Source organism: Snodgrassella sp. ESL0324 (genome assembly GCF_013344955.1).
Lineage (GTDB): Bacteria > Pseudomonadota > Gammaproteobacteria > Burkholderiales > Neisseriaceae > Snodgrassella > Snodgrassella alvi.
In genome coordinates this window covers 346546-367695 of record NZ_JAAEDS010000014.1, presented here as the reverse complement: position 1 = coordinate 367695, position 21150 = coordinate 346546, and the positions used below count along the sequence as shown (strand labels likewise).

General features: G+C 41.3%; 21 protein-coding genes. 18 read left to right on the top strand and 3 right to left on the bottom strand.

The genetic code is table 11. The features are described from left to right. The first annotated feature begins 16 nt into the window (after window positions 1–16). The 5 genes from parC to GYY70_RS08680 all read left to right on the top strand — a co-directional run bounded on the left by parC (window position 17) and on the right by GYY70_RS08680 (window position 7201). A complete protein-coding gene (gene parC, locus GYY70_RS08700) occupies window positions 17–2335 on the top strand; it encodes a DNA topoisomerase IV subunit A (RefSeq protein ID WP_174832070.1) in 2319 nt (772 codons plus the stop codon). Window positions 2336–2341: 6 nt separating this feature from the next. Further along, the gene (locus GYY70_RS08695) at window positions 2342–3916 is read left to right on the top strand and encodes an ATP-binding protein (RefSeq protein WP_174832069.1); all 1575 of its coding nucleotides are present in this window, start codon (window positions 2342–2344) and stop codon (window positions 3914–3916) included. Continuing rightward, window positions 3909–5393, top strand: coding sequence for a sigma-54 dependent transcriptional regulator (locus GYY70_RS08690; protein WP_174832068.1), 1485 nt, complete (start codon window positions 3909–3911; stop codon window positions 5391–5393). The genes GYY70_RS08695 and GYY70_RS08690 overlap by 8 nt, the downstream gene beginning before the upstream one ends. Then, complete coding sequence (locus tag GYY70_RS08685; RefSeq protein WP_174832067.1) at window positions 5393–6154, top strand: class I SAM-dependent methyltransferase; 762 nt, start codon at window positions 5393–5395, stop codon at window positions 6152–6154. The genes GYY70_RS08690 and GYY70_RS08685 overlap by 1 nt, the downstream gene beginning before the upstream one ends. Window positions 6155–6223: 69 nt before the next feature. Continuing rightward, window positions 6224–7201 carry a hypothetical protein gene (locus GYY70_RS08680; protein ID WP_084563377.1) on the top strand — a complete coding sequence of 326 codons (978 nt, stop codon included), beginning with the start codon at window positions 6224–6226 and terminating at the stop codon, window positions 7199–7201. 70 nt (window positions 7202–7271) lie between these two features. On the opposite strand, the gene amgK is transcribed toward GYY70_RS08680, so the two are convergent. Beyond that, window positions 7272–8276 (bottom strand): N-acetylmuramate/N-acetylglucosamine kinase AmgK, encoded by a 1005-nt coding sequence (gene amgK, locus GYY70_RS08675; protein WP_174832066.1) that lies wholly within the window; start codon window positions 8274–8276, stop codon window positions 7272–7274. A gap of 59 nt (window positions 8277–8335) precedes the next feature. Here amgK and GYY70_RS08670 point away from each other — a divergent pair, with 59 nt between their 5' ends. From GYY70_RS08670 to GYY70_RS08615, 12 genes are all read left to right on the top strand, one after another. Continuing rightward, window positions 8336–10672, top strand: a complete 2337-nt coding sequence (locus GYY70_RS08670; protein WP_174832065.1) for an LPS-assembly protein LptD — start codon at window positions 8336–8338, stop codon at window positions 10670–10672. Next, the gene (locus tag GYY70_RS08665; RefSeq protein ID WP_084552063.1) at window positions 10672–11631 is read left to right on the top strand and encodes a peptidylprolyl isomerase; all 960 of its coding nucleotides are present in this window, start codon (window positions 10672–10674) and stop codon (window positions 11629–11631) included. The genes GYY70_RS08670 and GYY70_RS08665 overlap by 1 nt, the downstream gene beginning before the upstream one ends. A 135-nt stretch (window positions 11632–11766) precedes the next feature. Beyond that, a complete protein-coding gene (gene pdxA, locus GYY70_RS08660; protein WP_174832064.1) occupies window positions 11767–12759 on the top strand; it encodes a 4-hydroxythreonine-4-phosphate dehydrogenase PdxA in 993 nt (330 codons plus the stop codon). Window positions 12760–12834: 75 nt separating this feature from the next. After that, complete coding sequence (locus GYY70_RS08655; RefSeq protein ID WP_084563372.1) at window positions 12835–13635, top strand: ABC transporter ATP-binding protein; 801 nt, start codon at window positions 12835–12837, stop codon at window positions 13633–13635. Further along, window positions 13635–14411, top strand: a complete 777-nt coding sequence (gene mlaE / locus GYY70_RS08650; protein WP_078475685.1) for a lipid asymmetry maintenance ABC transporter permease subunit MlaE — start codon at window positions 13635–13637, stop codon at window positions 14409–14411. The genes GYY70_RS08655 and mlaE overlap by 1 nt, the downstream gene beginning before the upstream one ends. A 24-nt stretch (window positions 14412–14435) precedes the next feature. Then, window positions 14436–14945, top strand: coding sequence for an outer membrane lipid asymmetry maintenance protein MlaD (mlaD, locus tag GYY70_RS08645; RefSeq protein WP_084547255.1), 510 nt, complete (start codon window positions 14436–14438; stop codon window positions 14943–14945). 57 nt (window positions 14946–15002) lie between these two features. Continuing rightward, entirely contained in the window at window positions 15003–15599 is a 597-nt protein-coding gene (locus GYY70_RS08640; protein ID WP_084547262.1) for a phospholipid-binding protein MlaC, read from the top strand. A 2-nt stretch (window positions 15600–15601) separates the two neighbouring features. After that, window positions 15602–15886: a lipid asymmetry maintenance protein MlaB gene (locus tag GYY70_RS08635; RefSeq protein ID WP_174832063.1), complete on the top strand. Its 285-nt coding sequence runs from the start codon at window positions 15602–15604 to the stop codon at window positions 15884–15886. Further along, complete coding sequence (locus GYY70_RS08630; RefSeq protein ID WP_370521166.1) at window positions 15883–16803, top strand: VacJ family lipoprotein; 921 nt, start codon at window positions 15883–15885, stop codon at window positions 16801–16803. The genes GYY70_RS08635 and GYY70_RS08630 overlap by 4 nt, the downstream gene beginning before the upstream one ends. 78 nt (window positions 16804–16881) lie before the next feature. Beyond that, complete coding sequence (locus GYY70_RS08625; protein WP_174832062.1) at window positions 16882–17244, top strand: VacJ; 363 nt, start codon at window positions 16882–16884, stop codon at window positions 17242–17244. A gap of 222 nt (window positions 17245–17466) precedes the next feature. Then, window positions 17467–18090 carry a lytic transglycosylase domain-containing protein gene (locus tag GYY70_RS08620; protein WP_174832061.1) on the top strand — a complete coding sequence of 208 codons (624 nt, stop codon included), beginning with the start codon at window positions 17467–17469 and terminating at the stop codon, window positions 18088–18090. A gap of 84 nt (window positions 18091–18174) precedes the next feature. Then, window positions 18175–18708 carry a single-stranded DNA-binding protein gene (locus GYY70_RS08615; RefSeq protein WP_174832060.1) on the top strand — a complete coding sequence of 178 codons (534 nt, stop codon included), beginning with the start codon at window positions 18175–18177 and terminating at the stop codon, window positions 18706–18708. 251 nt (window positions 18709–18959) lie between these two features. On the opposite strand, the gene GYY70_RS08610 is transcribed toward GYY70_RS08615, so the two are convergent. After that, window positions 18960–19394 (bottom strand): hypothetical protein, encoded by a 435-nt coding sequence (locus GYY70_RS08610; protein WP_174832059.1) that lies wholly within the window; start codon window positions 19392–19394, stop codon window positions 18960–18962. Between the two features lie 647 nt (window positions 19395–20041). On the opposite strand from GYY70_RS08610, the gene greA reads away from it, so the two are divergent. Further along, window positions 20042–20518 carry a transcription elongation factor GreA gene (greA, locus tag GYY70_RS08605; RefSeq protein WP_084552056.1) on the top strand — a complete coding sequence of 159 codons (477 nt, stop codon included), beginning with the start codon at window positions 20042–20044 and terminating at the stop codon, window positions 20516–20518. An 86-nt stretch (window positions 20519–20604) separates the two neighbouring features. Here the strand turns inward: greA and yhbY are convergent, their stop codons facing one another. After that, complete coding sequence (yhbY, locus tag GYY70_RS08600; RefSeq protein WP_041881436.1) at window positions 20605–20895, bottom strand: ribosome assembly RNA-binding protein YhbY; 291 nt, start codon at window positions 20893–20895, stop codon at window positions 20605–20607. Between the last annotated feature and the right edge of the window lie 255 nt (window positions 20896–21150).

Below are 21150 nucleotides of genomic sequence, written 5' to 3'. Positions count from 1 at the left end.
TTAAGTCAGAATAAGTATGAGTGAATCTATTCAACAATCAGACCGCAGTGATGATCATCTGTTACTTGGTCAGTATGCAGAACGTGCTTACCTTGCCTATGCCATGAGTGTGGTAAAAGGGCGGGCATTACCGGATGTGGCTGACGGGCAGAAGCCGGTTCAGCGACGCATTCTGTATGCTATGAAAGATATGGGATTGGCTCATGGTGCCAAACCGGTAAAATCTGCCCGTGTGGTTGGTGAGATACTAGGTAAATATCATCCGCATGGTGATTCATCTGCTTATGACGCTATGGTTCGGATGGCGCAGGATTTTACCTTGCGTTACCCTCTGATTAACGGTATTGGCAATTTTGGTTCACGTGATGGAGACAGTGCGGCAGCTATGCGCTATACCGAAGCTCGTTTAGCACCAATTGCTGAATTGCTGTTATCGGAAATCGATATGGGGACTGTGGATTTTGTGCCCAATTATGATGCCAGCTCTGCTGAACCCTCTGTATTACCGGCACGCCTGCCAATGATATTGCTTAATGGCGCCTCAGGTATTGCAGTAGGTCTGGCAACTGAAATTCCTTCACATAACTTGCGCGAAGTCAGCGCAGCTGTTGTGGCTCTGTTGAAACAGCCTGAGCTGGATTCGGCAGCTTTAATGCAGTATTTACCTGGTCCTGATTTTGCCGGTGGTGGTCAGATTATTACTGCACCAGAGGATATTCAGGCAATTTATGCACAGGGTAAAGGCAGTATACGTGTACGTGCCCGTTATGAAATTGAAAAACTGGCACGCGGACACTGGCGGGCTATTGTCACGGAATTACCTCCCGGTACTTCTGCGCAAAAAATTCTGGCTGAGATAGAAGAACAGACTAATCCCAAACCGAAAGCTGGTAAAAAAAATCTGACTCAGGAACAGCAGAATACGCGCACATTAATGCTATCACTGCTTGAGCGGGTGCGTGATGAATCAGATAGTCAGGCACCGGTGCGTCTGGTGTTTGAACCGAAATCCAGTCGTCTTCAACCTGAAGAATTTATGAATACTTTGCTGGCACAAACCAGTCTGGAAGGGAATGTGCCGGTCAATCTGGTTATGATGGGGCGGGATAATAAACCGGCACAAAAGAATTTATATCAGATTCTGCGTGAATGGCTGGATTTTCGGATACTTACTGTAACCCGGCGTTTGCAATACCGCCTGGCACAGGTGGAAAAACGTATTCATATTCTGCATGGGCGGCAAACGGCATTTCTTCATATTGATGAAGTCATCAGGGTTATCCGTGAATCAGATGAACCCAAAAATGAATTGATGTCTGTATTCGGTTTAAGTGAGATACAGGCGGATGATATTCTTGAAATCCGTTTACGTCAGCTGGCCAGACTGGAATGGATTAAACTGGAAACAGAACTGAATAAACTACAGCAGGAACGTGATCAGTTAACAACCCTTCTGGAAGATGATAAAGCTAAAAAACGACTGATTATCAAAGAAATTGAGTCAGATACCAAAATCTATGGAGATGACCGGCGTACACTGATACAGCCGGCAGAGCGGGCGACGCTTACACGAACTACTGCAGATGAACCAGTTACGCTGATATTGTCACAGAAGGGCTGGCTGAAAACGCGTGTCGGACACAATCTGGATTTAAGCCAGACTACTTTCAAGGAAGGTGACGGTCTGCTTCAGGCAGTAGAGGGACGTACAGTCTGGCCGGTAATTTTACTTGATTCGCACGGGCGAGCATATAGTGTGGACGCCGCCAGTATTCCGGGCGGACGCGGTGATGGTGTGCCTGCAGGTTCATTGGTTGATTTAGATAAAGATGCCAGAATTGTAGCTATGCTCAGTGCCTTGCCGCAACAGCATTATGTACTGAGTAACAGTGGCGGATATGGATTTGTGGTTGCATTTAAAGATATGGTCAGCCGTACTAAAAACGGTAAAGTTGTTATGACGGTTAATAGTGATGAGACATTGCTGCCGCCACTTCCTGTACCGTCTGCCTGTCTGTCTGTAAACGGGCAGACTCAGCTTATAGCCATCTCCAGTGCCAATCGCCTGCTGGCCTTTCCATTACATGAATTGAAAGTAATGGCTAAAGGCCGTGGTCTGCAAATTATGAGTTTACCGGCTAATGAGAAACTGCTTTATTTTACTCTGACAAATAAATCGGAATTTAAACTGGAGACTCAGGGTAAACGTGGCGGACGCTATCAGGAAACCTTACGCGTTCAGGATATTCTTAATAAACGCGGACATAAAGGTAAGGAATTAAGCGTTTCGGGTGATATCGTTGCCGTCTATGGTGATCTGGATAACGGAAACTAAGCCGGTATGAAAACGCATATAAATGGCTGGCCGCAATATCTGGACAGGCTTTCAGCTTTGCTGAATATTGCGCGTATAAGTCTGCTGTTTTCAATTATGACGTTTTATTTGCTGACCCGCAGCATGGATGAACCCGGTCTGGCTGTACCTATATTCAATAAAATTGAACTGTATAGCTGGGCAGCGCTCTACGGTATTCTGATTGTCTTTTCCATGCTGGTACCACGCTGGCAGAATCAGCCGGATGCACTACCAAATGTTAATTCTGCTGTAGACATTACCATGATTGCCTGGCTGATGAATATGGGTGGAGGAGTGGATAGCGGTTTTGGTATTTTACTCCTGCCATTTGTCGGTTCGGCCTGTTTGTTCAGCCGTGGCCGGTATCCGATGATTTATGCCGGTTATGTAACTTTACTGATTGTCATCATTACCTGGTTACAGCTAAGCCGTAATGGTTTTGCTAATCACAGTATGCGGATATGCATTATTGCCATTATGCTGATTGCCGCTGTCTTTCTTGTGGCCGGTCTGACTGCCTATGCCGCTACTTTACTGGCGCGTTCACAAAGTTTGCAAGATCAGCAGTCAAAAATGCTGGACAGTTACCGGAATCTGCTCGTCCGTGCTTTTAATTATGTACAGGAAGGGGTAGTTGTACTGGATGAAAGCGGTCTGGTGTGGCTGATTAACCGGAAGGCGCAGAATTATTTCCCGATGCTGCTGGTTGATAAACAAACTGCTTTATTTCGTCAGGTTATGCATTACTGGCATACTGAACAGAAAAATATTTTCGAAATAAACTGTACACTGAATAATTGGCCGATGAGGGTGCATGCACGCTTGTTACAGGAAGCAAATACGCCTTTACTGATGTTATCAATGCGTTCGCGTACTGAAATTGATAAGGAGGCTATGTCCATTAAACTGGCCTCATTAGGCCAGTTAACGGCTAATCTGGCTCATGAAATTCGCAATCCGATGTCTGCAATAAGACAGGCCAATGAATTGTTACAGGAAGAAGAATATGATTCGACACGACTGCGGCTGTTTAATATTATAGAAAACAATATCAGTCGTATTGATAAAATGCTTGAAGATATCAGTATGCTGAATAAGCGGGATAAAAAAAATAAACAGGCAATTGATTTGCGGGTATTCTGGACTGCCTTTATGCAGGAATTTATACTGATCAGGCAGCAGGCTGTGGATTGTATTGAACTACAAGCCGATAAAGGGGATTTAATCGTCTGGTGTGATTCGGTACACTTGCAGCAGATTATATGGAATCTGATGAATAATGCCTGGCGTCATAGTTTGCAGAATAAAAATGCTATTCGTGTTATTTTTTGTATAGAAGAGCAAAATGAAATTTCCATTACCGTAATTGATAATGGTGCTGGTGTCAGTGCGGAAAATCAGTTGTATTTGTTTGAACCATTTTTTACGACTGAACCCAGCGGCACCGGTCTTGGATTGTATGTGGCGCGCGAGCTGGCTCAGGCTAATCATGGTCAGTTAATTTATCGCCCTGAAGTTAATGGATTTGAATTAACCTTGCCAAGGATGGTTGATGAATAATAATAATCAGATGGACTTAGAAAAGCCGGTACTGATAATAGATGATGAAGCCGATATTCGTGATTTAATGGAGTTAACCCTGATTAAAATGGGTTTGTCCGTAAAAACTGCCGCTGGCGTAGCTGAGGCAAAAAAAGCTTTACGTACGCATGCTTTCTCTCTGGTGCTAACGGATATGCGTATGCCTGATGGCTCCGGGCTGGAGATTGTTGATTATATTACTGCCCATAATCTGGATATTCCGATTGCAGTTATTACTGCTTACGGAAATGCAGCGCAGGCTGTACAGGCATTGAAAAATGGTGCTTTCGATTACTTACAAAAACCTATTACACTGGCGCAGCTACGTACTCTGGTTAAATCTGTTATTACAATCAATAATACTGCCGAAACCGAAATAGATAATAAAATGGTAACCGCATTTAAACAGTCTGAAAATAAACAAAAAAATGAAGATGTTTCCGTAATGGTTAACGAACAGCAGGTACGTGAACGTTTATTGGGTAATTCTCCGTTAATAACAGAAGTACGTCAGTTGATCAGCAAGCTGGCTAAAAGTAACGTGCCGGTATACATCGCCGGAGAATCAGGCAGTGGTAAAGAGCAGGCAGCGCGCAGTATTCATGAACAGTCAGAACGCAGAGACAAGGCATTTGTTGCTGTAAATTGTGGTGCCATACCTGAAGCATTGATGGAAAGTGAGTTTTTTGGTTATAAAAAAGGCAGTTTTACCGGAGCAGAATCAGACAGGGCCGGTTTTTTCCAGCATGCGGACGGCGGAACATTATTTCTGGATGAGGTAGCTGATTTACCACTATCGATGCAGGTTAAATTATTGCGGGCCATTCAGGAACGTGCTGTACGCCGGATTGGCGAAATGGAAGAAAAGCAGGTTGATGTCCGTATTATCTGTGCAACCCATAAAGATTTGAATGCTCTGGTTGAATCAGGTCAGTTTCGTCAGGACTTGTTTTATCGTTTGAATGTTGTATCTATTACCATGCCGCCATTACGTGAATTACGTGATGATTTGCCGCAGTTAATTCGGGTTTTACTGCAACGAATTTTGCATGATGAAACCATGACATTAACACCGGAAGCAAAAAAAGCACTGTTGCAATACAGTTATCCCGGTAATTTCCGTGAATTGGAGAATATTCTGGAACGTGCTATCGCACTGTCGAAAAATCATATTATTGAGGTAGATGATTTACAGATTCATAGCTATCACCTGGATAATCCGCGTACTGAATCTGCAGAGAATGACGGCAGTAATCTATCCGCAGATAGTAATGAGGAAATTGAGGATTACCAGTTCGGAAAAACTCAGATACAGGATTATCTGGATGAAATAGAGAGAAAAATCCTGGAACAGGCTTTAGCGCAAACCCGATATAACCGAACACAGGCTGCCAAATTACTGGGTATAAGTTTTCGTTCTATGCGTTACCGGATGGAACGGTTAGGGATTGTCTGATGGTAAAGCCTCTGATTTTAACCGGTCAGATAGCAGATAAAACTGATCTGATCACTCCTTTACAGAAATTGCTGGCCAGTAAAAAACTCTGTTATCAGCAACAACCACCAGAACAGGGATTATATCTGATATACGAAAATGACAGTCTTGCTTTAGCTAAAGCCGGGCAAAAAGGGGTCGTGCGGGTTGATTTTGTAGAAGGTACTGCACGACACCGGCGGCTTTTTGGCGGGAGAGAATTACTGGCACGTGCTATTCAGGCCAAAAACCGGCCGCTTGTCTGGGATGCTACCGGAGGTTTAGGTCGGGACGCTTTTGTAATGGCATCATTGGGACTGAAAGTTGTGGTATTTGAACAGAATCCTTATGTATATGTCTTATTTGCGGATGGACTGAAACGTGCGATGGTTGATGAACAGACTGCGCATATAGCACAGCAGATTCATCTGCATTATGGCAGTATCACTTTACCGGACGCGGAACAAAAGCAGATACCATTGCCTGATGTGGTCTATCTGGATCCGATGTATCCGCAAAAGCAAAAAGCGGCGGCAGTAAAAAAAGAAATGGCTTATTTTCATGAATTGCTGGGTAATGCAGATATAGATAATGATTTGGCTTTATTACTTGCAGCACAGAAACTAGCCCGAAAACGGGTTGTGGTAAAAAGACCGGCGAATGGGGCAGTTTTAGCAGGAAAGACGCCGGCATTTCAGTATTTTGGTAAAACGACTCGATTTGACGGGTATATGCCTTTGTAACTTTAAAAAGAAGTCAATTTTGTGAATCTGAATTATTCTGTTTAAATTTAATACAGGGGAGAATAACAAATGGCTAGAAAAATCTGGGCATATGCTAAAGATAAAAATCAATGTTTTATTTGCGAAAATCAATCTTTGCAACCAAAAATTTTTTATATCTGGGATGTTCTGAGATTAAAAGAACAAAATTTTAAAAAATATCAGGAATTAACGTTTTACTCAACGGAATACGATGAAATTAATCGTCTGGAGTTAATTCCAACAGAACATGGCTTTTTTCGGTATAAATCCGACGAAATTGATGAAAACAATAAAGAGTCTATTTATCATTCTGCAGCGACAGTGATATTACTGGAAATGCCTGTAATTAAATTTACTATTGATAAAAATAAATATGTTTTAAATTTTTCAAAATTTTTAGTTGAGCCGTGTCTTCGATTTAAGCATTTTGATCAAGATGAGGAAAAATATTATCCTGACCTTGTTGGCTATTTTTCTTCTGAGTGTGAATTACAGGAAAAATGGAAAGGATGTCTGGCTATAGAGGTTGTTTATACTAATGCTTGTTATTCTAAAAAAATACACTCTTTTGAAAAGAATCATATACCGATCATTGAAGTGAGTATTTCAAAAAAATTAAAACTAGAGACAGAATTTGGCGGTGAAATAAAATTTACAGTTGCAGATGTTGAAAACTATTATTTCTCACTAAAGAAGATTTTTGAAAAAAACGTATATGGCAAAATACGTTCAGATCCGGTGAATCATAAATTTTATACGGATAAGATTATTTCTCTTGAAGACGCATATAAGCGTGAATTAGAAAATAAGCAGCTATTAAATGATAATGAACAAGCAAATTTAAAAAGAGAGCTTAATTATATAAATCTAAAGTATGAAGAAATGAAATCTGAAGTATCACATTTACACAATTTACTTGAACAAATGAAACAACAGGAATGGCACTTAAATAACCGGTTAAATAATTATGCAGTAATGGGATTTTGGCAGAAACTAAAATTTTTATTTAATATTTCTGCAGATTAAATAATAAAGCTGCTTAGTAATTAAGGCAGCTTTATTATTTCCTGGCAGATATTTAATCATTTTGATTTATTCAGAAGGTATAACCTGTCTGAGCTTCTTCTGAGCCAATTAATTCAGTAATTAATTGCAGTAGCGGGCGCAATTCACCATAACGGCGGCTGGTTTTGCGTAAATATTTCAGGAAGCGATGAATTTCACCGCGATATTTATCTTTACCATCACGGTAATATAAGCGGGCAAAGATACCGGCAACTTTCAGATGGCGCTGTACACCCATCCATTCAAAATCACGGTAAAACTGATCAAAATCAGTACATACCGGTAATCCGGCAGCTCTTGCTTTTTCCCAGTAACGAATGACAATATCAAGTATAAATTCTTCGTCCCATTCGATAAATGCATCACGTAGTAGTGATACTAAATCATAAGTAATCGGACCATACAATGCATCCTGAAAATCAAGAATACCAGGACGGTTGCGGGTGAGCATGATGTTTCGAACAATAAAATCACGATGTACATAGACCAGTGGCTGTGACAATATTACCGGTAATATATTGTTAACTGTCTGCTGCCATAACTGTTGCTGTTTTTCAGTCAAAGATAAACCAAGTTCTTTCTGAACATACCATTCAGGAAAAAGTTGCATTTCTCTTTTTAGTACGGCTTCATCATATAATGGTAGTTGCTCCGCCTGGCTTGAAAGTTGCAGTTTGATAAGTTCATCAATGGCTTCCAGCAGCAATACTTTGTGTACTTCAGTACGTTTATCCTGTTGCAGTGCGGCCAGATAAGGGGTATTACCAAAATCTTCCAGAGCCATAAATCCTTGCTGTGTATCCAGATGATAGATTTCGGGAACATTAAGAGCCTGAAAAAGCTTTTGTATCTTAATATATGGCAGGATACTCATTTTATCCGGTGGGGCGTCCATACAGATTACTGTACGGTTATCAGTAAAAGTAGCGCGGAAATAGCGTCGGAAATCAGCATCAGCAGCTGCAAAGCTAAGAACAAATTCCTGTTGCGGATAGCAGGTATGAAACCATTTTTTTAATTCAGATTCTCGTTGCATGACATTTTTCAGGTTAAAATAAACACTATTTTAACTGGCAAAGCCGTTTAGGTGATACTTTGTCCTACTTATTCTCTCCAAAACCATTAGCTCTGGCCTTAACAACGGTTTTTTGTACTTTGCCCGGGTTTGTTCTTGCGGCCTCACCTTTGTCTATGGGCGAAGGAAATGTTTGTACAGCGCCACAGCGTCCGAAAAATTTTGTTAAACCTGTACAAAGCAGCGGAGAAGCTAATCCGGGTACTGATGTTACCCGTGTTGTGGCTGACGATGTCAACGGGCAGTCACAGGTTCAGGTACATGCAAAAGGGAGTGTCATTATTGAGCGTAATGATGTCACTTTGAATTCAGACTGGGCTGATTATGATCAGGAAAGCCAGATTGTTAAAGCTGGTGATCACTTTACTTTAGATAATGGTAAGGGACGTGTTACCGGTGAACATGTCACTTACGACATGGCTAAAAGTACAGGTGTCGGCGATGCCGGCCGCTTTGAAATGGAAAATGATAACCGGCGTCTGCAAGGTGTCGGGGATGAGATACAGATGGGTGGTAAAAATCGCTATCGTCTGCAAAGTGCTAAATTCAACACCTGTAATCCGGGCGATGACAGCTGGTATATCCGTTCAGGCAGTATTGATCTGGATTATGATAAAAATGTCGGGGTAGCCCGTAATGCAACGCTGGTATTTGGCGGTGTTCCTCTGTTTTATACACCATGGATCGATTTTCCGTTAAACGGCAATCGTAAAAGCGGGTTTCTGACGCCTACACTTAAAGGAGGATCTGACGGTTTTGAAATAATGGCTCCTTATTATCTGAATCTGGCTCCTAATTATGATGCAACTATCCGGCCGCATTTTATTAGCAGCCGTGGTCTACAACTGGGCGGTGATTTCCGTTATCTGCAGCCGAATTATCAGGGACAGATTAGTGCTGACTGGGTGCCGAATGATCAGAAAAGCAGTCACAAAAATCGTGCTGAAATTGATTTTACCCATTCCCAGAGACTGGCAAAGGGATTAACCGGCGGTATTGACTATCATCAGGTCTCTGATGATGATTACCGGCGTGATTTCTGGAGCGGAGATAATGGCGGTTCTAATCTGAACCGGCAGGCATGGCTGAATTACAACCGGGATTTATGGGGCGGGACATTTGATGGTAGTTTAATGGTGCAAAAATATCAAACACTGGCCTCAATCAGTGGATATAAGGATCAGCCTTATTCACGTTTACCCCGTTTATCTGCTACGTGGAACCGTTATTTTGGTAATCATTACGCAGTCAATGTCTATGCTGAAGCAACTCGTTTTGAGGGCAGGGAAACTGGACATAAAGATTGGTGGATACATAAATATCCCAATGGTACCCGTCTGGTGTTATTGCCGACATTTACTGCTGACTATTCCAATAACTGGGGTTATATCCGGCCAAAACTGAGTTTTCATGCCACTCATTATGATATGAACCGACAGGATAATCAGGAAAGCCGAAGTATGGATCGCGCCGTACCTTTACTTAGTGTGGATTCAGGCGTGACCTTTGAGCGTTTATGGAAAAACAATCGATTAAACAAGGGATATATTCAGACACTGGAACCACGTCTGTTTTATACCTATATACCGCGACGTAATCAGAATGATATGCCTTTGTTTGATACCGCCGAAAACAGTTTTACCTATGATCAGTTATTTCATGAAAACCGTTATTCAGGACAGGACAGAATCAATGCGGCTAATTTTATGACAACGGCGCTGCAATCTCGCATATATGATAGTACTAACGGTATTGAACGTTTCGCAGCCGGTATTGGTCAGCGCTTTTATTTCCGTGATGATAACGTTAAACTGAATGACAACACGCCTAAAAATAAAGAACGCAAACGCTCTGATATGGTGGCTTTTGGACGTGCTTCCCTGAGCGAGCACATCACAGCTGAAACTAATTGGCATTACAATCAGGATTTAAAAACATCTGAAAGTTATAACTTTGGCATCCGCTATACACCGAATGCAGGTAAAACTATCAGTGTTCGCTATAAATATGGTCGTTATGAAAATTTATACGATGATGTTTATGGCAAAATGCGTACAATAGATGTCGGTGTTCAATGGCCGCTAACCCGTAATTACTATCTGGTTGCACGGCAGGATTATGATTTTAATAGTAGTACATCTCTGAATCAGACAGTAGGGATAGAGTACCAGAGTCCGTGTCATTGCTGGAGTGCCGGACTGGTAGGTTCCCGTTATACAGATGATTACAAAAAACGCAAAACCGCCGTATTATTCCAATTGCAGTTGCGTGACCTGACAGGTATGGGAAATGGTTCCCTCAATCAGCTCACTTCACAAATTCCCGGTTACAGCAATACTTATGAGGTAAAACATTAATGAAAAAGATACATTCCTGGCTGGCAGCAACTATGCTGGCTGTAGTATTGCCTTCGGCAATGGCATTGGATATCAAACCAGTTGATAACATTGTGGCAGTTGTCAATGATGATGTAATAACACGTCGCGAGCTGGACTTAGTAGCAGCCCAGATGCGTTCACAGTTGCCGAAAGGACAAAACATCAGTAATGCAGATTTACACGAGCAGGCACTTGCACAGCTGATACGTAAGGATTTACTGGTGCAAGCAGCCCGGCGTTCCAATATCCGCCTGACCAATGCCGATGTAAACGAAGCAATTGAACTGTTTGCTTCACAACGCCATATGACAGTTAAAGAGCTGATTCAGCGCATTGCTAAAGAAGGCGTGAATGAAGATCAGCTGCGCCGCACCATAACGGAAAACCTGCTGGCACAGAAAATTGAACAAAGTGAAGTAATGGGCAAAAGTCAGGTCAGTGATGCAGAAGTAGATGATGCTATTGCACGCGCACAGCAGGAAGGGCGACCATTGCCGCCTCCGGTTACAGCCTATTCCTATCATGTGCAACATATTCTGTTGAAAAACGATAACGATATCACACGAAAACTGATTGAACAGATTGCTCAGCAGGCACGTTCCGGTGCCTCATTCGATCAGCTGGCACGGCAGTATTCTCAGGATGGCAGTGCACAAAATGGCGGAGATCTGGGCTGGATTATCGATGGTGAGACTGTACCGCCATTCGAAGCTGCGGTGAAATCATTGCAGCCCGGTCAGATATCCATGCCGGTGCGTACTCAGTTTGGCTGGCACGTAATCCGTCTGGTGGCTGTCAGAAGCAATGACAGCCCGCAAGAACGTCAGCGTAACGGGATGCGTGCAGTACTGGTGCAGGAAAAACGCGAAATTCTACTGCAGAATTTCCTGAAACAGTTACATGATCAGGCTTATATCAGTATTCGTCCTTTGGATTAACCGGATAAAAACAATTTTTCTGCAATGCGTGCAGCCTGTATCAGTGTCGAAATGTCGAGTTTGCATATTCTGATAGCAAAGTATTTTTTATTGATTTTTCTGTGAAAAATATCATTATAATTCTGGCTTATTTTTATGAAGAATCAGCTAATTATTGCTGTTACTAGCGGAGAGCCGGCAGGTATCGGTCCGGATATCTGTCTGGATCTGGCCAGCCAGGACTGGCCGCAACGCATTGTGGTATTGGGAGATATGCAATTATTGCAGCAGCGTGCGGCACAACAGAATAAAAAAATTACCATACAGGCTTATCAGCCTGATAGTAACAAACCTGTATCCGGAGTACTGGAAGTTTGTCATATTCCGGTTCAGGTATCTGTTCAGGCAGGAAAATTAAACGTACAAAATGCTGCTTATGTATTGCAATTACTGGACAGAGCATATACTGGCATAGAACAGGGTGAATTTGCTGCTATAGTCACTGCTCCGGTGCATAAAGGAATTATCAACGATAGCGGTATTGCTTTTAGCGGCCATACGGAATATCTGGCTGCTAAAAGTGCTACTTCTCAAGTAGTAATGATGCTTGCCGGTGGCGGTCTGAGAGTGGCGTTAGCCACTACTCACTTACCACTGCGGGCAGTTGCTGATACCCTGACACTTGAATTATTAACCGAAGTACTAACTATTCTGCATCATGATTTGCAGACAAAATTCGGGCTGATACAGCCGCGTATTCTGGTTGCCGGTCTCAATCCGCATGCTGGTGAAGGCGGTCATCTTGGAAATGAAGAAAATGATATTATTATTCCGGTAATCAGCCAGTTACAACAGCAGGGTATGCAAATAACCGGACCATTTCCGGCAGATACACTGTTTCAGCCTTTCATGCTTGAACAGGCTGATGCTGTTCTGGCTATGTATCATGATCAGGGATTGCCGGTATTAAAATATGCAAGTTTTGGAGAGGGCGTTAATATCACTCTGGGACTGCCTTTTATCCGCACTTCAGTGGATCATGGTACTGCGCTGAATCTTGCCGGTACTGGTGAAGCAACCAGCAGCAGTTTATTTGCAGCAATTCATGCTGCTGTGGAGATGAGCAGGTACTGGAAAGCAGGGCAGTAATTACTCACTTGTATTTGATAAATACCAACAGACATCATAAAATCTAAATTGCTATACGGCATGGGAATTCTCAATATGGCTACGCCGTTTATTGAAATGAAAGATGTGGTTTTCGCTTATGGCGACCGACCCATTTTAAAAAATATTAATTTTAAACTGGAACAGGGTAGTTTTACCGCTATTATGGGTAGTTCCGGAAGTGGTAAAACAACTTTGTTGCGTTTAATCACCGGCCAGATCAGTGCACAACAGGGGCAAGTATTGATCAATGGCCGTGATATTGCCGAATTCAGCCGTGAAGAACTGTATTACCATCGCCGTAACATGGGCGTACTGTTTCAGTTTGGTGCTTTGTTTACGGATTTATCAGTATTCGATAATGTTGCTTTTCCAATGCGGGAACATACTGATTTGCCGGAAAGCATGATACATGATCTGGTGGTCATGAAACTGAATGCAGTTGGTTTACGCGGGGTAGAGCAATTAATGCCGTCCGAGCTTTCCGGTGGTATGGCAAGGCGAGTAGCACTGGCTCGTACAATTGCACTTGATCCGGCATTATTGCTATATGATGAACCATTTACCGGCCTGGATCCGATTTCACTCGGGGTAATAGCCAGTCTGGTAAGTAAGGTCAATAAAGCCTTACAAACTACCAGTGTAATGGTGACACATGATATCCAGCAATCTCTGGATATTGCCAGCCATGTGGTTTTTCTGGCACACGGTGAAATTATTTTTTCCGGTTCACCACAACAAATGCGTGAACTGGATTCACCATGGATAAATCAGTTTATTCATGGTCAGGCAGACGGCCCGGTAGCATTTCGTTATCCGGCTACCACCACCTTACAACAGGATTTAGACATCGCGTGATGAAAGCAATCGAACAACTGGGTGCAAAAACCCTGAGTTTTGTCCAGCATCTGGGGCGGGCAGCATTATTTCTGCTTGCCGCCTTGCTGCGCAGCGGAACAGTTTTACGCCGTCCGCGCCTGATGATCCGGCAAATGTATTTTTCCGGTGTTCTTTCTATTGTCATTATCGCAGTATCAGGACTGTTTGTCGGAATGGTACTGGGGTTACAGGCCTACACACAGCTGGCTAAATTTAAATCTGCAGATATTCTTGGTTATATGGTGGCTGCCGCCATGCTGCGCGAGCTTGGTCCGGTACTGGCTGCGATACTGTTTGCCAGCAGTGCCGGTGGTGCAATGACCAGTGAAATAGGTTTGATGAAAACCACTGAACAACTGGAAGCCATGAATGTCATGGCTATTGATCCGGTGGCGAGAGTTATCGCCCCACGTTTCTGGGCAGGTGTACTTTCCATGCCTTTACTGGCTTCAATATTCAATGTGGCCGGCGTTTATGGTGCTTATCTGATTGGCGTAAAATATTTTGGCATGGATAACGGCGTATTCTGGGGGCAAATGCAGAATAATCTTGATTTTTACTATGATGTTGTGAATGGTTTAATTAAATCATTGGTATTTGGCGTAGTTGTTACTCTGATAGCCGTTTATCAGGGTTTTTATGCAAAACCGACATCAGAAGGTATTTTGCGTGCCAATACACGTACTGTTGTATCCAGCTCACTAACTATTCTGGCAGTGGATTTTATGCTGACTGCTCTGATGTTTACCAAATAGAGTGCAGATTAACAAGGTAATGATATGAAAAAAAACAGTCTGGAAATGCTGGTTGGTCTATTCGTTTTAATAGGCATAGTGGCAATTCTATTTTTATCTTTTCGGGTAGCCGGCGGTAATGGTATCGGCTCTTCCCAGCCTACATATACTTTATCGGCCTCGTTCAGCGATATTGGCGGTTTAAAAACACAGGCGCCTGTCAAAGCAGCCGGTGTTGTGGTTGGCCGGGTAGACAAAATTGTGCTTGATCCGAAAACTTACTGGGCTAAAGTGACTTTAAAAATTGATAAACAGTACCAGTTTAGTACTGATACCTCAGCGCAGATTCTGACTTCAGGTTTGCTTGGCGATCAGTATATCGGATTGGAACAAGGCGGTGACCCGGATAATCTGGCCGATGGGGATAATATTACTATTACCAGTTCAGCTTTGGTGCTGGAACAGTTAATTGGCAAATTTATGACCAGTTTTGCTGAGGGTAATGCCAAAAGCGATAATAAAAAAACAGATACTGCTGCTTCTGCAAGTGAATAAGTAAAAGTAACAGTAGATAAACAAATCTAATTTAATTAAAGGAATATTTAAATGAAACTGAATAAATCTTCATTTATAGGGGCGGTAAGTATTGCCATTATGAGCATTAGTATGGCATTTGCCTCACCACAGCAGGCAGTTAGTCAGCTTAAAGACAATGCTACTCAGGTATTGAATATTTTAAGTTCTGCCAATGGTAAAAATGATAATCAGGTACGCCGTCAGGCTGAAAACTATGCAATTCCGTATTTTGATTTTGAGCGCATGACTGCACTGGCAGTAGGTGCTCCGTGGCGTACAGCCAGTACTGCACAGCAGCAGGCATTAACTCAGGAGTTTAAAACCCTGTTAATCCGTACTTATTCCGGCACTATGCTGAAATTTAAAAATGCTCAGGCAAATGTATACAATAATCCTGTCGTTAATAAGGGCGGACGCGAAATCATTGTGCGTGTAGATGTTACTACACCTAACAGTAAACCAGTACGTATGGATTACACCCTGTATCAGGCAGGCAATATATACCGTATTTACAATGTAGCTGTAGAAGGTGCCAGTCTGGTGACTGTATACCGCAACCAGTTTAATCAGACTATCAGCCAGAAAGGCATAGATGGTTTAGTAGCGGATTTACGTGCCAAAAACGGTAAATAATCATGCAAACCAACGTGCAGGGTAAAACCCTGATGATTCATGACAAGGTAACTATGGGTACAGTAGGAGAAAACGATTTCAAACGTTTCTGTGACTGTATCCGAACCGGACAAATAGAAAAAGTGGACGTCAGTGGTGTAACCGAAGCCGATTCTGCCTGCGTGGCATTGCTCGTGGCGGCTAAGCGGCTGGCGCACAGACAGAAATTTATGTTGCACATCGCCGGTGTGCCGGCGGGACTCATTACCCTGATGGCACTTTACGGTGTAGAGGAATCATTACAATGAGTAGTAAGAAAAAGTTGCTAACAGGCTGTGTATTGCTTATGCTCAGTCAGGCTGGCTGGGCGGCAGCAGAACAGACCTATACTTATAAAGATCCGTATGAGGGTTATAACCGGGTGATGTTTAATATTAATGATCATCTTGATCGTTATATCATGACACCGGTTGCCCGCGGTTACCGAAAAGTCACTCCTTCACCTGTTCGTACAGGCGTTAACAACTTTTTCAATAATTTGCGCGATGTAGTGAGTTTTGGCAGTAATCTGCTGCGACTGGATATTGAGAAAGCCAGTACAGATTTCGTGCGCGTTGGTATTAATACTACATTTGGCCTGGGCGGTTTACTGGATATTGCTGATGCAGGCCGGATTCCGAACAACAAAAATACCCTTGGTGATACCTTTGCCTCATGGGGTTGGAAAAACAGTAATTACTTTGTTTATCCTCTTTTGGGTCCGTCGACAGTACGTGATAGTATCGGAAGTACCATTACTGATGTATTCCCGATAGAAAATGCTATTTTCAAGGAAGATGCTGTACGCTGGAGTCTTACCGGCCTGAATGGAGTAGCCTCGCGTGAAGCATTGCTGGATGTAACCGATAGCTTGAATGATGCTGCACTGGATCGCTATACATACATGCGTGATGTATATATGAAATTGCGTAACAATCAGGTAGGCGGCTCATTGTTTCCGGCAGATGATGAAGATGATGACGATATAGATAATCTGGTAGCTCCGGGTAGCGATAATGCCGTTACCCAGCCGGCTTCTGTATCATCAAGTCAATCTGTTAAAAAAGTAACTGAATCAGATGATAATGTTCCGGCAACAACTGATTCAACACCAGATAAAAATACAGGCGACAATTTGACTGAATCTCCGGTTTCGGCAAGTCAGCCCTATTGGAATGTGCATTAAACGTTAGTATTTTATAACAGTAAAAAGTATCATTCCGAAAACTGAAATTCAGATCAGTATAAAACAAGGAATAAGACTATGTATGAAGTTAACCGCAGTGTATTTTTGCTTGTTCCGCTTGAACCATTCTGGGTCTGGTTGCAAAAATTACCTGATATTGATCTGGAACAGTTATCTCTGGATATTTTGCAACAGGATGCCAATGCCTATCTGACTTCCGCCAGTGAAGATATAGATAGCTTGTGGGTTGAAATCGAACAGCGTTATGAGGATATCTTTGCAGCAGAACTGGCTGACTGGTGTGAGGATGAAAGCTTGTGGCCTGATTTGAGCTTTGAAAATTTCAGAAACTGGTTTGGTGTACAATTTTCCACAGTAGTAACTGATCTGGTACAGGAAGAACTGGCGCGTGAAGCTTTTGTACCGATCGCTCTGAGTTAAACAGTTCAGCTGTTATATCATGAAAAAAGCCAATATTGATATTGGCTTTTTTCTTTAAAACAGTTGTCTGATATGGATTCTGTGGATTGAAAAACTCATATTGTCATAAAAAATACTGTATAAACTTTAAAATATCTAACTATATTTAATATAATCAATTAAAATTACCTATCGTAATCTTGCAATCAGTTTGTATACAATACACAAACGGAATTAAATTATATGCCGTACAGAAATAAATCTGTCTCGCGACGCCGGCTGTTACAGGCAGGCGGTGCTTCCCTGCTGGGGATAGCTGTGCCGCGTATGGTGCTGGCAGGTGCACAGCGTGAAGAAACCCTTTCTGATGATGTTGCTTCGATCATGCGCAATGCAGTTAATAATGCCAATCCTCCGCGCCTGATTTTTTCTTCGCCTTCAGAGGCCAGCCGCTGGCTAAATGCCATGTCGGGTCGTCTTGCTTCACATATTCCTGATGATTATGCACGAAAACGTTTATTAACCAATATTCAGTATGAATCAATGCGTGCCGGTCTGGATACACAGGTTATACTTGGCCTGATCGAAGTAGAAAGCCGTTTTCGTCAATATGCTATCTCCGGAGTAGGCGCCCGCGGTTTAATGCAGGTAATGCCTTTCTGGGTAAAACAAATTGGTCGTCCGGAACATAACTTATTCGATATTCGCACTAACTTACGTTACGGATGTACTATCCTGCGTTATTATCGAAATCGTGAGAATGGTAATATGGTAAGAGCGCTGGCGCGTTATAATGGTAGCTTAGGGCGTAGTGCTTACTCGAATGCTGTTATCAATGCCTGGCAACGGCACTGGCAATGGGCCTGAATTCCCGGCATTCTGCGATATTTGTAATCTGTTAATTATGGGTTGTCATCTTGGACAGCCTGTATTCATTATTAGGAAACCACCATGTCTGTTAATAAAGTCATCCTGGTTGGCCGTCTGGGTCGTGATCCTGAAACACGATATATGCCCAGCGGAGATGCAATAACCAATTTTTCCATAGCTACCGATGAACAGTGGCGTGACCGTAATGGTGAACGCCAGACTCGTACTGAATGGCATAATATTACTCTGTTCGGTAAATTGGGTGAGATAGCCAGCCAGTATTTGCGTAAAGGCAGCCAAGTGTTTATTGAGGGCAGGATTCAGAGTCGTAAATATACCGGTAAAGATGGTATCGAACGCACCGCATACGATATTATCGGCAGTGAAATGAAAATGCTGGGTAGCCGCAATGACGGGGCTTCCGGCTCAGGTAATAGCTATGATCAGATGAATGGCGGAAATAACTATGCACAGGGAGGTAACTATAATCAGGATGGTTATGATGCTGCACCTGCTGCTTCCAGTCCGCCACCGGCAGCTCCACGCCGTCAGGCACCACGGCCGGCACCTACTCCTGCTCCGGTAGATGATATTGATGACGATATTCCGTTCTAATAACAAAGAATAGCATTGAATCTACTTTAAGCTGATAAAATCCTGATGATTTTATCAATCAATTTTATACCTTTCAGAGAAATATCTTTGAAAGGTATTTTATTTAATGAAATATTAATACTTAGATTGGATAGTATATATTTTTATGTTGATTGGATACCGATCAGATGAAATAATTAAATTTAGCTCTTAAGATATAGTCTGGACTATTATTTATATAATAAATTAATATTTAATGATTAAGTAAATGTTTAAAATAAAGCATCTTTATGCCAGATGAAATGGTCTACCAGAACCCATTGATGCTGTTTTTTCTCATACCAGATAGTTAAATTTTCATCTTTATTGCTAGACCATGTAACTTCTCTGATTAGAATGTCTCTGTTTTCAATTTCTTTTTCTGTATATGTGTTTCTTAAACCAATTCTGAATTCTGAAATCACACCATCTCCTTTGCCTAAAATAAAAGTACTATCTGTTAATGGCGGGTATTTTGATACTAAAGTATTAACTGGTATCTGTTGTATTTGATTTAAATTTATATTTTTTTCAGTAATAAATTCTGTATTTACATTCAGAGTATCTGTTTTGTAGCTTTCTTCTAATGATTTGGTTTTATTACAGGCAGATAACAATATTACTAATAGCATAGCTACAAAATTTTTATTTGTTTTAAATAGATTCATATTGAAATAATTTTGGATTTTTAAACGGGATTATTTGATTAGATATAAAACAAGAGCGAAAGGATATACTAATAGCCTAATTTAAATCTAATTAGCGTAGTGATGTTGAGTATTTTATCAAAAACCAATTAATGTATATATTTTTTAAATAGTTAGTAGCATTATTCTTTATGGTAATTTTGTTCTGATAAATTTCAGCAAAAAATTTATATCTGGTTAATTCTCCTTATCAGGTGAAACTGAATTTTTTAAACTTCATAAAAGAAAACTGAATTGATTTACTATATATTATGAAATAACTAAAAGATTAGATAACTGAGGCATAAATTAATAAATGAATTAAAATATGTATACATTTGTTAAATATATTTAAATAAAGTTTGGGATTTAGATAAATCTGGCGATGATTGGTTCGATTAATCAGATTAATGAACATACAAAGCCACAGTATTGATGATGAATATTATGGCAAATTAAATTAGCTGATTATTCTATGAAATAGTCGTTATAAACGTTGCTATTTTATACCGGTCTGCTAAAATAGCACCTATGGAACAGCGCAAGCCGCCAAAATCGGGCGGCTTGCTTTTTGTTATTAATACGAAATACCGTTGATGCATTCTGCAGCGGTATCTTGGAGAAATATGATGCAAAAAATTCCGTTGACCGTAATTGGTGCTGATTTGCTGAAACAAGAGCTGCAAGAGCTTAAAAGTGTAGCTCGGCCGGCTGTAATTGAAGCAATTGCTGAAGCACGTTCGCATGGCGATCTGTCGGAAAATGCAGAATATGAAGCTGCTAAAGAAAAACAGGGCTTTATTGAAGGCAGGATTGCTGAAATTGAGCACAAGCTTTCCCTGGCGCATATTATTGATCCAAAAGAAACCAACGCTGATGGTAAGGTGGTTTTTGGTGCTACAGTGAAAATGCAGGATCTGGAAACCGAAGAAGTAGTGAGTTACCAGATTGTGGGTGAAGATGAGGCAGATATTAAACAGGCTAAAATTTATGTCGGTTCACCTATAGCACGTGCTCTGATTGGTAAGGAAGAGGGTGATGTGGCAGAAGTTCAGGCACCGGGCGGTATCCGTGAATATGAAATTCTTGAAGTGTTTTATATTTAATTTATCTGCATTTAAAAAATTGTTTACTGCTTTACAGTAACTAGCCGGATAAAATAAAAGCGATTCATGTAATGAATCGCTTTTATTTATTCTGCCGGATTCTCTTTGCGGCGGAATAATATTAGTTGTTTGCCAATATGCTGAATTAATTCGGCATGAGTAGCTTTACATAGTTCTTCTGCAATGGCTATACGCGCTGCACGATCGTCACCTGCTACCTGTACTTTAATCAGTTCATGTGCATCAAGATTACGATTGGTTTCGGTGATTACTTCAGTAGTCAGTCCGTGCTGACCAATCAGTACTACTGCATGTAATTGATGTGCACGAGCTTTTAATGCCATTTTTTCTTTACTGTTTAATTTATCTGTTGCCATTTTACTTTCCGGATTAATTACGATCTGATTAGCCTGTTATTCAAGTTAGGTTCAGAGTTAAGCTATTTTAAATGAGACAGACGATTTTTTATAGTTGAGAGGGTCTGTATATCTGCATTGAAAATAAAAATTCAAAATCAGTATATTAATAAGGTATTTCTTATTTTAATTAAAATAGTAATTTATAAAACATTCAGGTATATTTAATTTCTGTGATATTTGTTTATTGTTGGTAATATTTATTCTATTTTAATT

Excerpts from the sequence above, each read along its gene's own strand:
- pdxA (WP_174832064.1), top strand. The coding sequence starts at position 11,767 with ATGAAGAATCAGCTAATTATTGCTGTTACTAGCGGAGAGCCGGCAGGT.
- yhbY (WP_041881436.1), bottom strand. The coding sequence starts at position 20,895 with ATGGCAACAGATAAATTAAACAGTAAAGAAAAAATGGCATTAAAAGCT.
- GYY70_RS08610 (WP_174832059.1), bottom strand. The coding sequence starts at position 19,394 with ATGAATCTATTTAAAACAAATAAAAATTTTGTAGCTATGCTATTAGTA.
- GYY70_RS08625 (WP_174832062.1), top strand. The coding sequence starts at position 16,882 with ATGTATGAAGTTAACCGCAGTGTATTTTTGCTTGTTCCGCTTGAACCA.
- GYY70_RS08695 (WP_174832069.1), top strand. The coding sequence starts at position 2,342 with ATGAAAACGCATATAAATGGCTGGCCGCAATATCTGGACAGGCTTTCA.
- amgK (WP_174832066.1), bottom strand. The coding sequence starts at position 8,276 with ATGCAACGAGAATCTGAATTAAAAAAATGGTTTCATACCTGCTATCCG.
- GYY70_RS08665 (WP_084552063.1), top strand. The coding sequence starts at position 10,672 with ATGAAAAAGATACATTCCTGGCTGGCAGCAACTATGCTGGCTGTAGTA.
- GYY70_RS08615 (WP_174832060.1), top strand. The coding sequence starts at position 18,175 with ATGTCTGTTAATAAAGTCATCCTGGTTGGCCGTCTGGGTCGTGATCCT.
- GYY70_RS08630 (WP_370521166.1), top strand. The coding sequence starts at position 15,883 with ATGAGTAGTAAGAAAAAGTTGCTAACAGGCTGTGTATTGCTTATGCTC.
- mlaD (WP_084547255.1), top strand. The coding sequence starts at position 14,436 with ATGAAAAAAAACAGTCTGGAAATGCTGGTTGGTCTATTCGTTTTAATA.
- GYY70_RS08690 (WP_174832068.1), top strand. The coding sequence starts at position 3,909 with ATGAATAATAATAATCAGATGGACTTAGAAAAGCCGGTACTGATAATA.
- parC (WP_174832070.1), top strand. The coding sequence starts at position 17 with ATGAGTGAATCTATTCAACAATCAGACCGCAGTGATGATCATCTGTTA.
- GYY70_RS08620 (WP_174832061.1), top strand. The coding sequence starts at position 17,467 with ATGCCGTACAGAAATAAATCTGTCTCGCGACGCCGGCTGTTACAGGCA.
- GYY70_RS08655 (WP_084563372.1), top strand. The coding sequence starts at position 12,835 with ATGGCTACGCCGTTTATTGAAATGAAAGATGTGGTTTTCGCTTATGGC.
- greA (WP_084552056.1), top strand. The coding sequence starts at position 20,042 with ATGCAAAAAATTCCGTTGACCGTAATTGGTGCTGATTTGCTGAAACAA.
- GYY70_RS08685 (WP_174832067.1), top strand. The coding sequence starts at position 5,393 with ATGGTAAAGCCTCTGATTTTAACCGGTCAGATAGCAGATAAAACTGAT.
- GYY70_RS08635 (WP_174832063.1), top strand. The coding sequence starts at position 15,602 with ATGCAAACCAACGTGCAGGGTAAAACCCTGATGATTCATGACAAGGTA.
- GYY70_RS08680 (WP_084563377.1), top strand. The coding sequence starts at position 6,224 with ATGGCTAGAAAAATCTGGGCATATGCTAAAGATAAAAATCAATGTTTT.
- mlaE (WP_078475685.1), top strand. The coding sequence starts at position 13,635 with ATGAAAGCAATCGAACAACTGGGTGCAAAAACCCTGAGTTTTGTCCAG.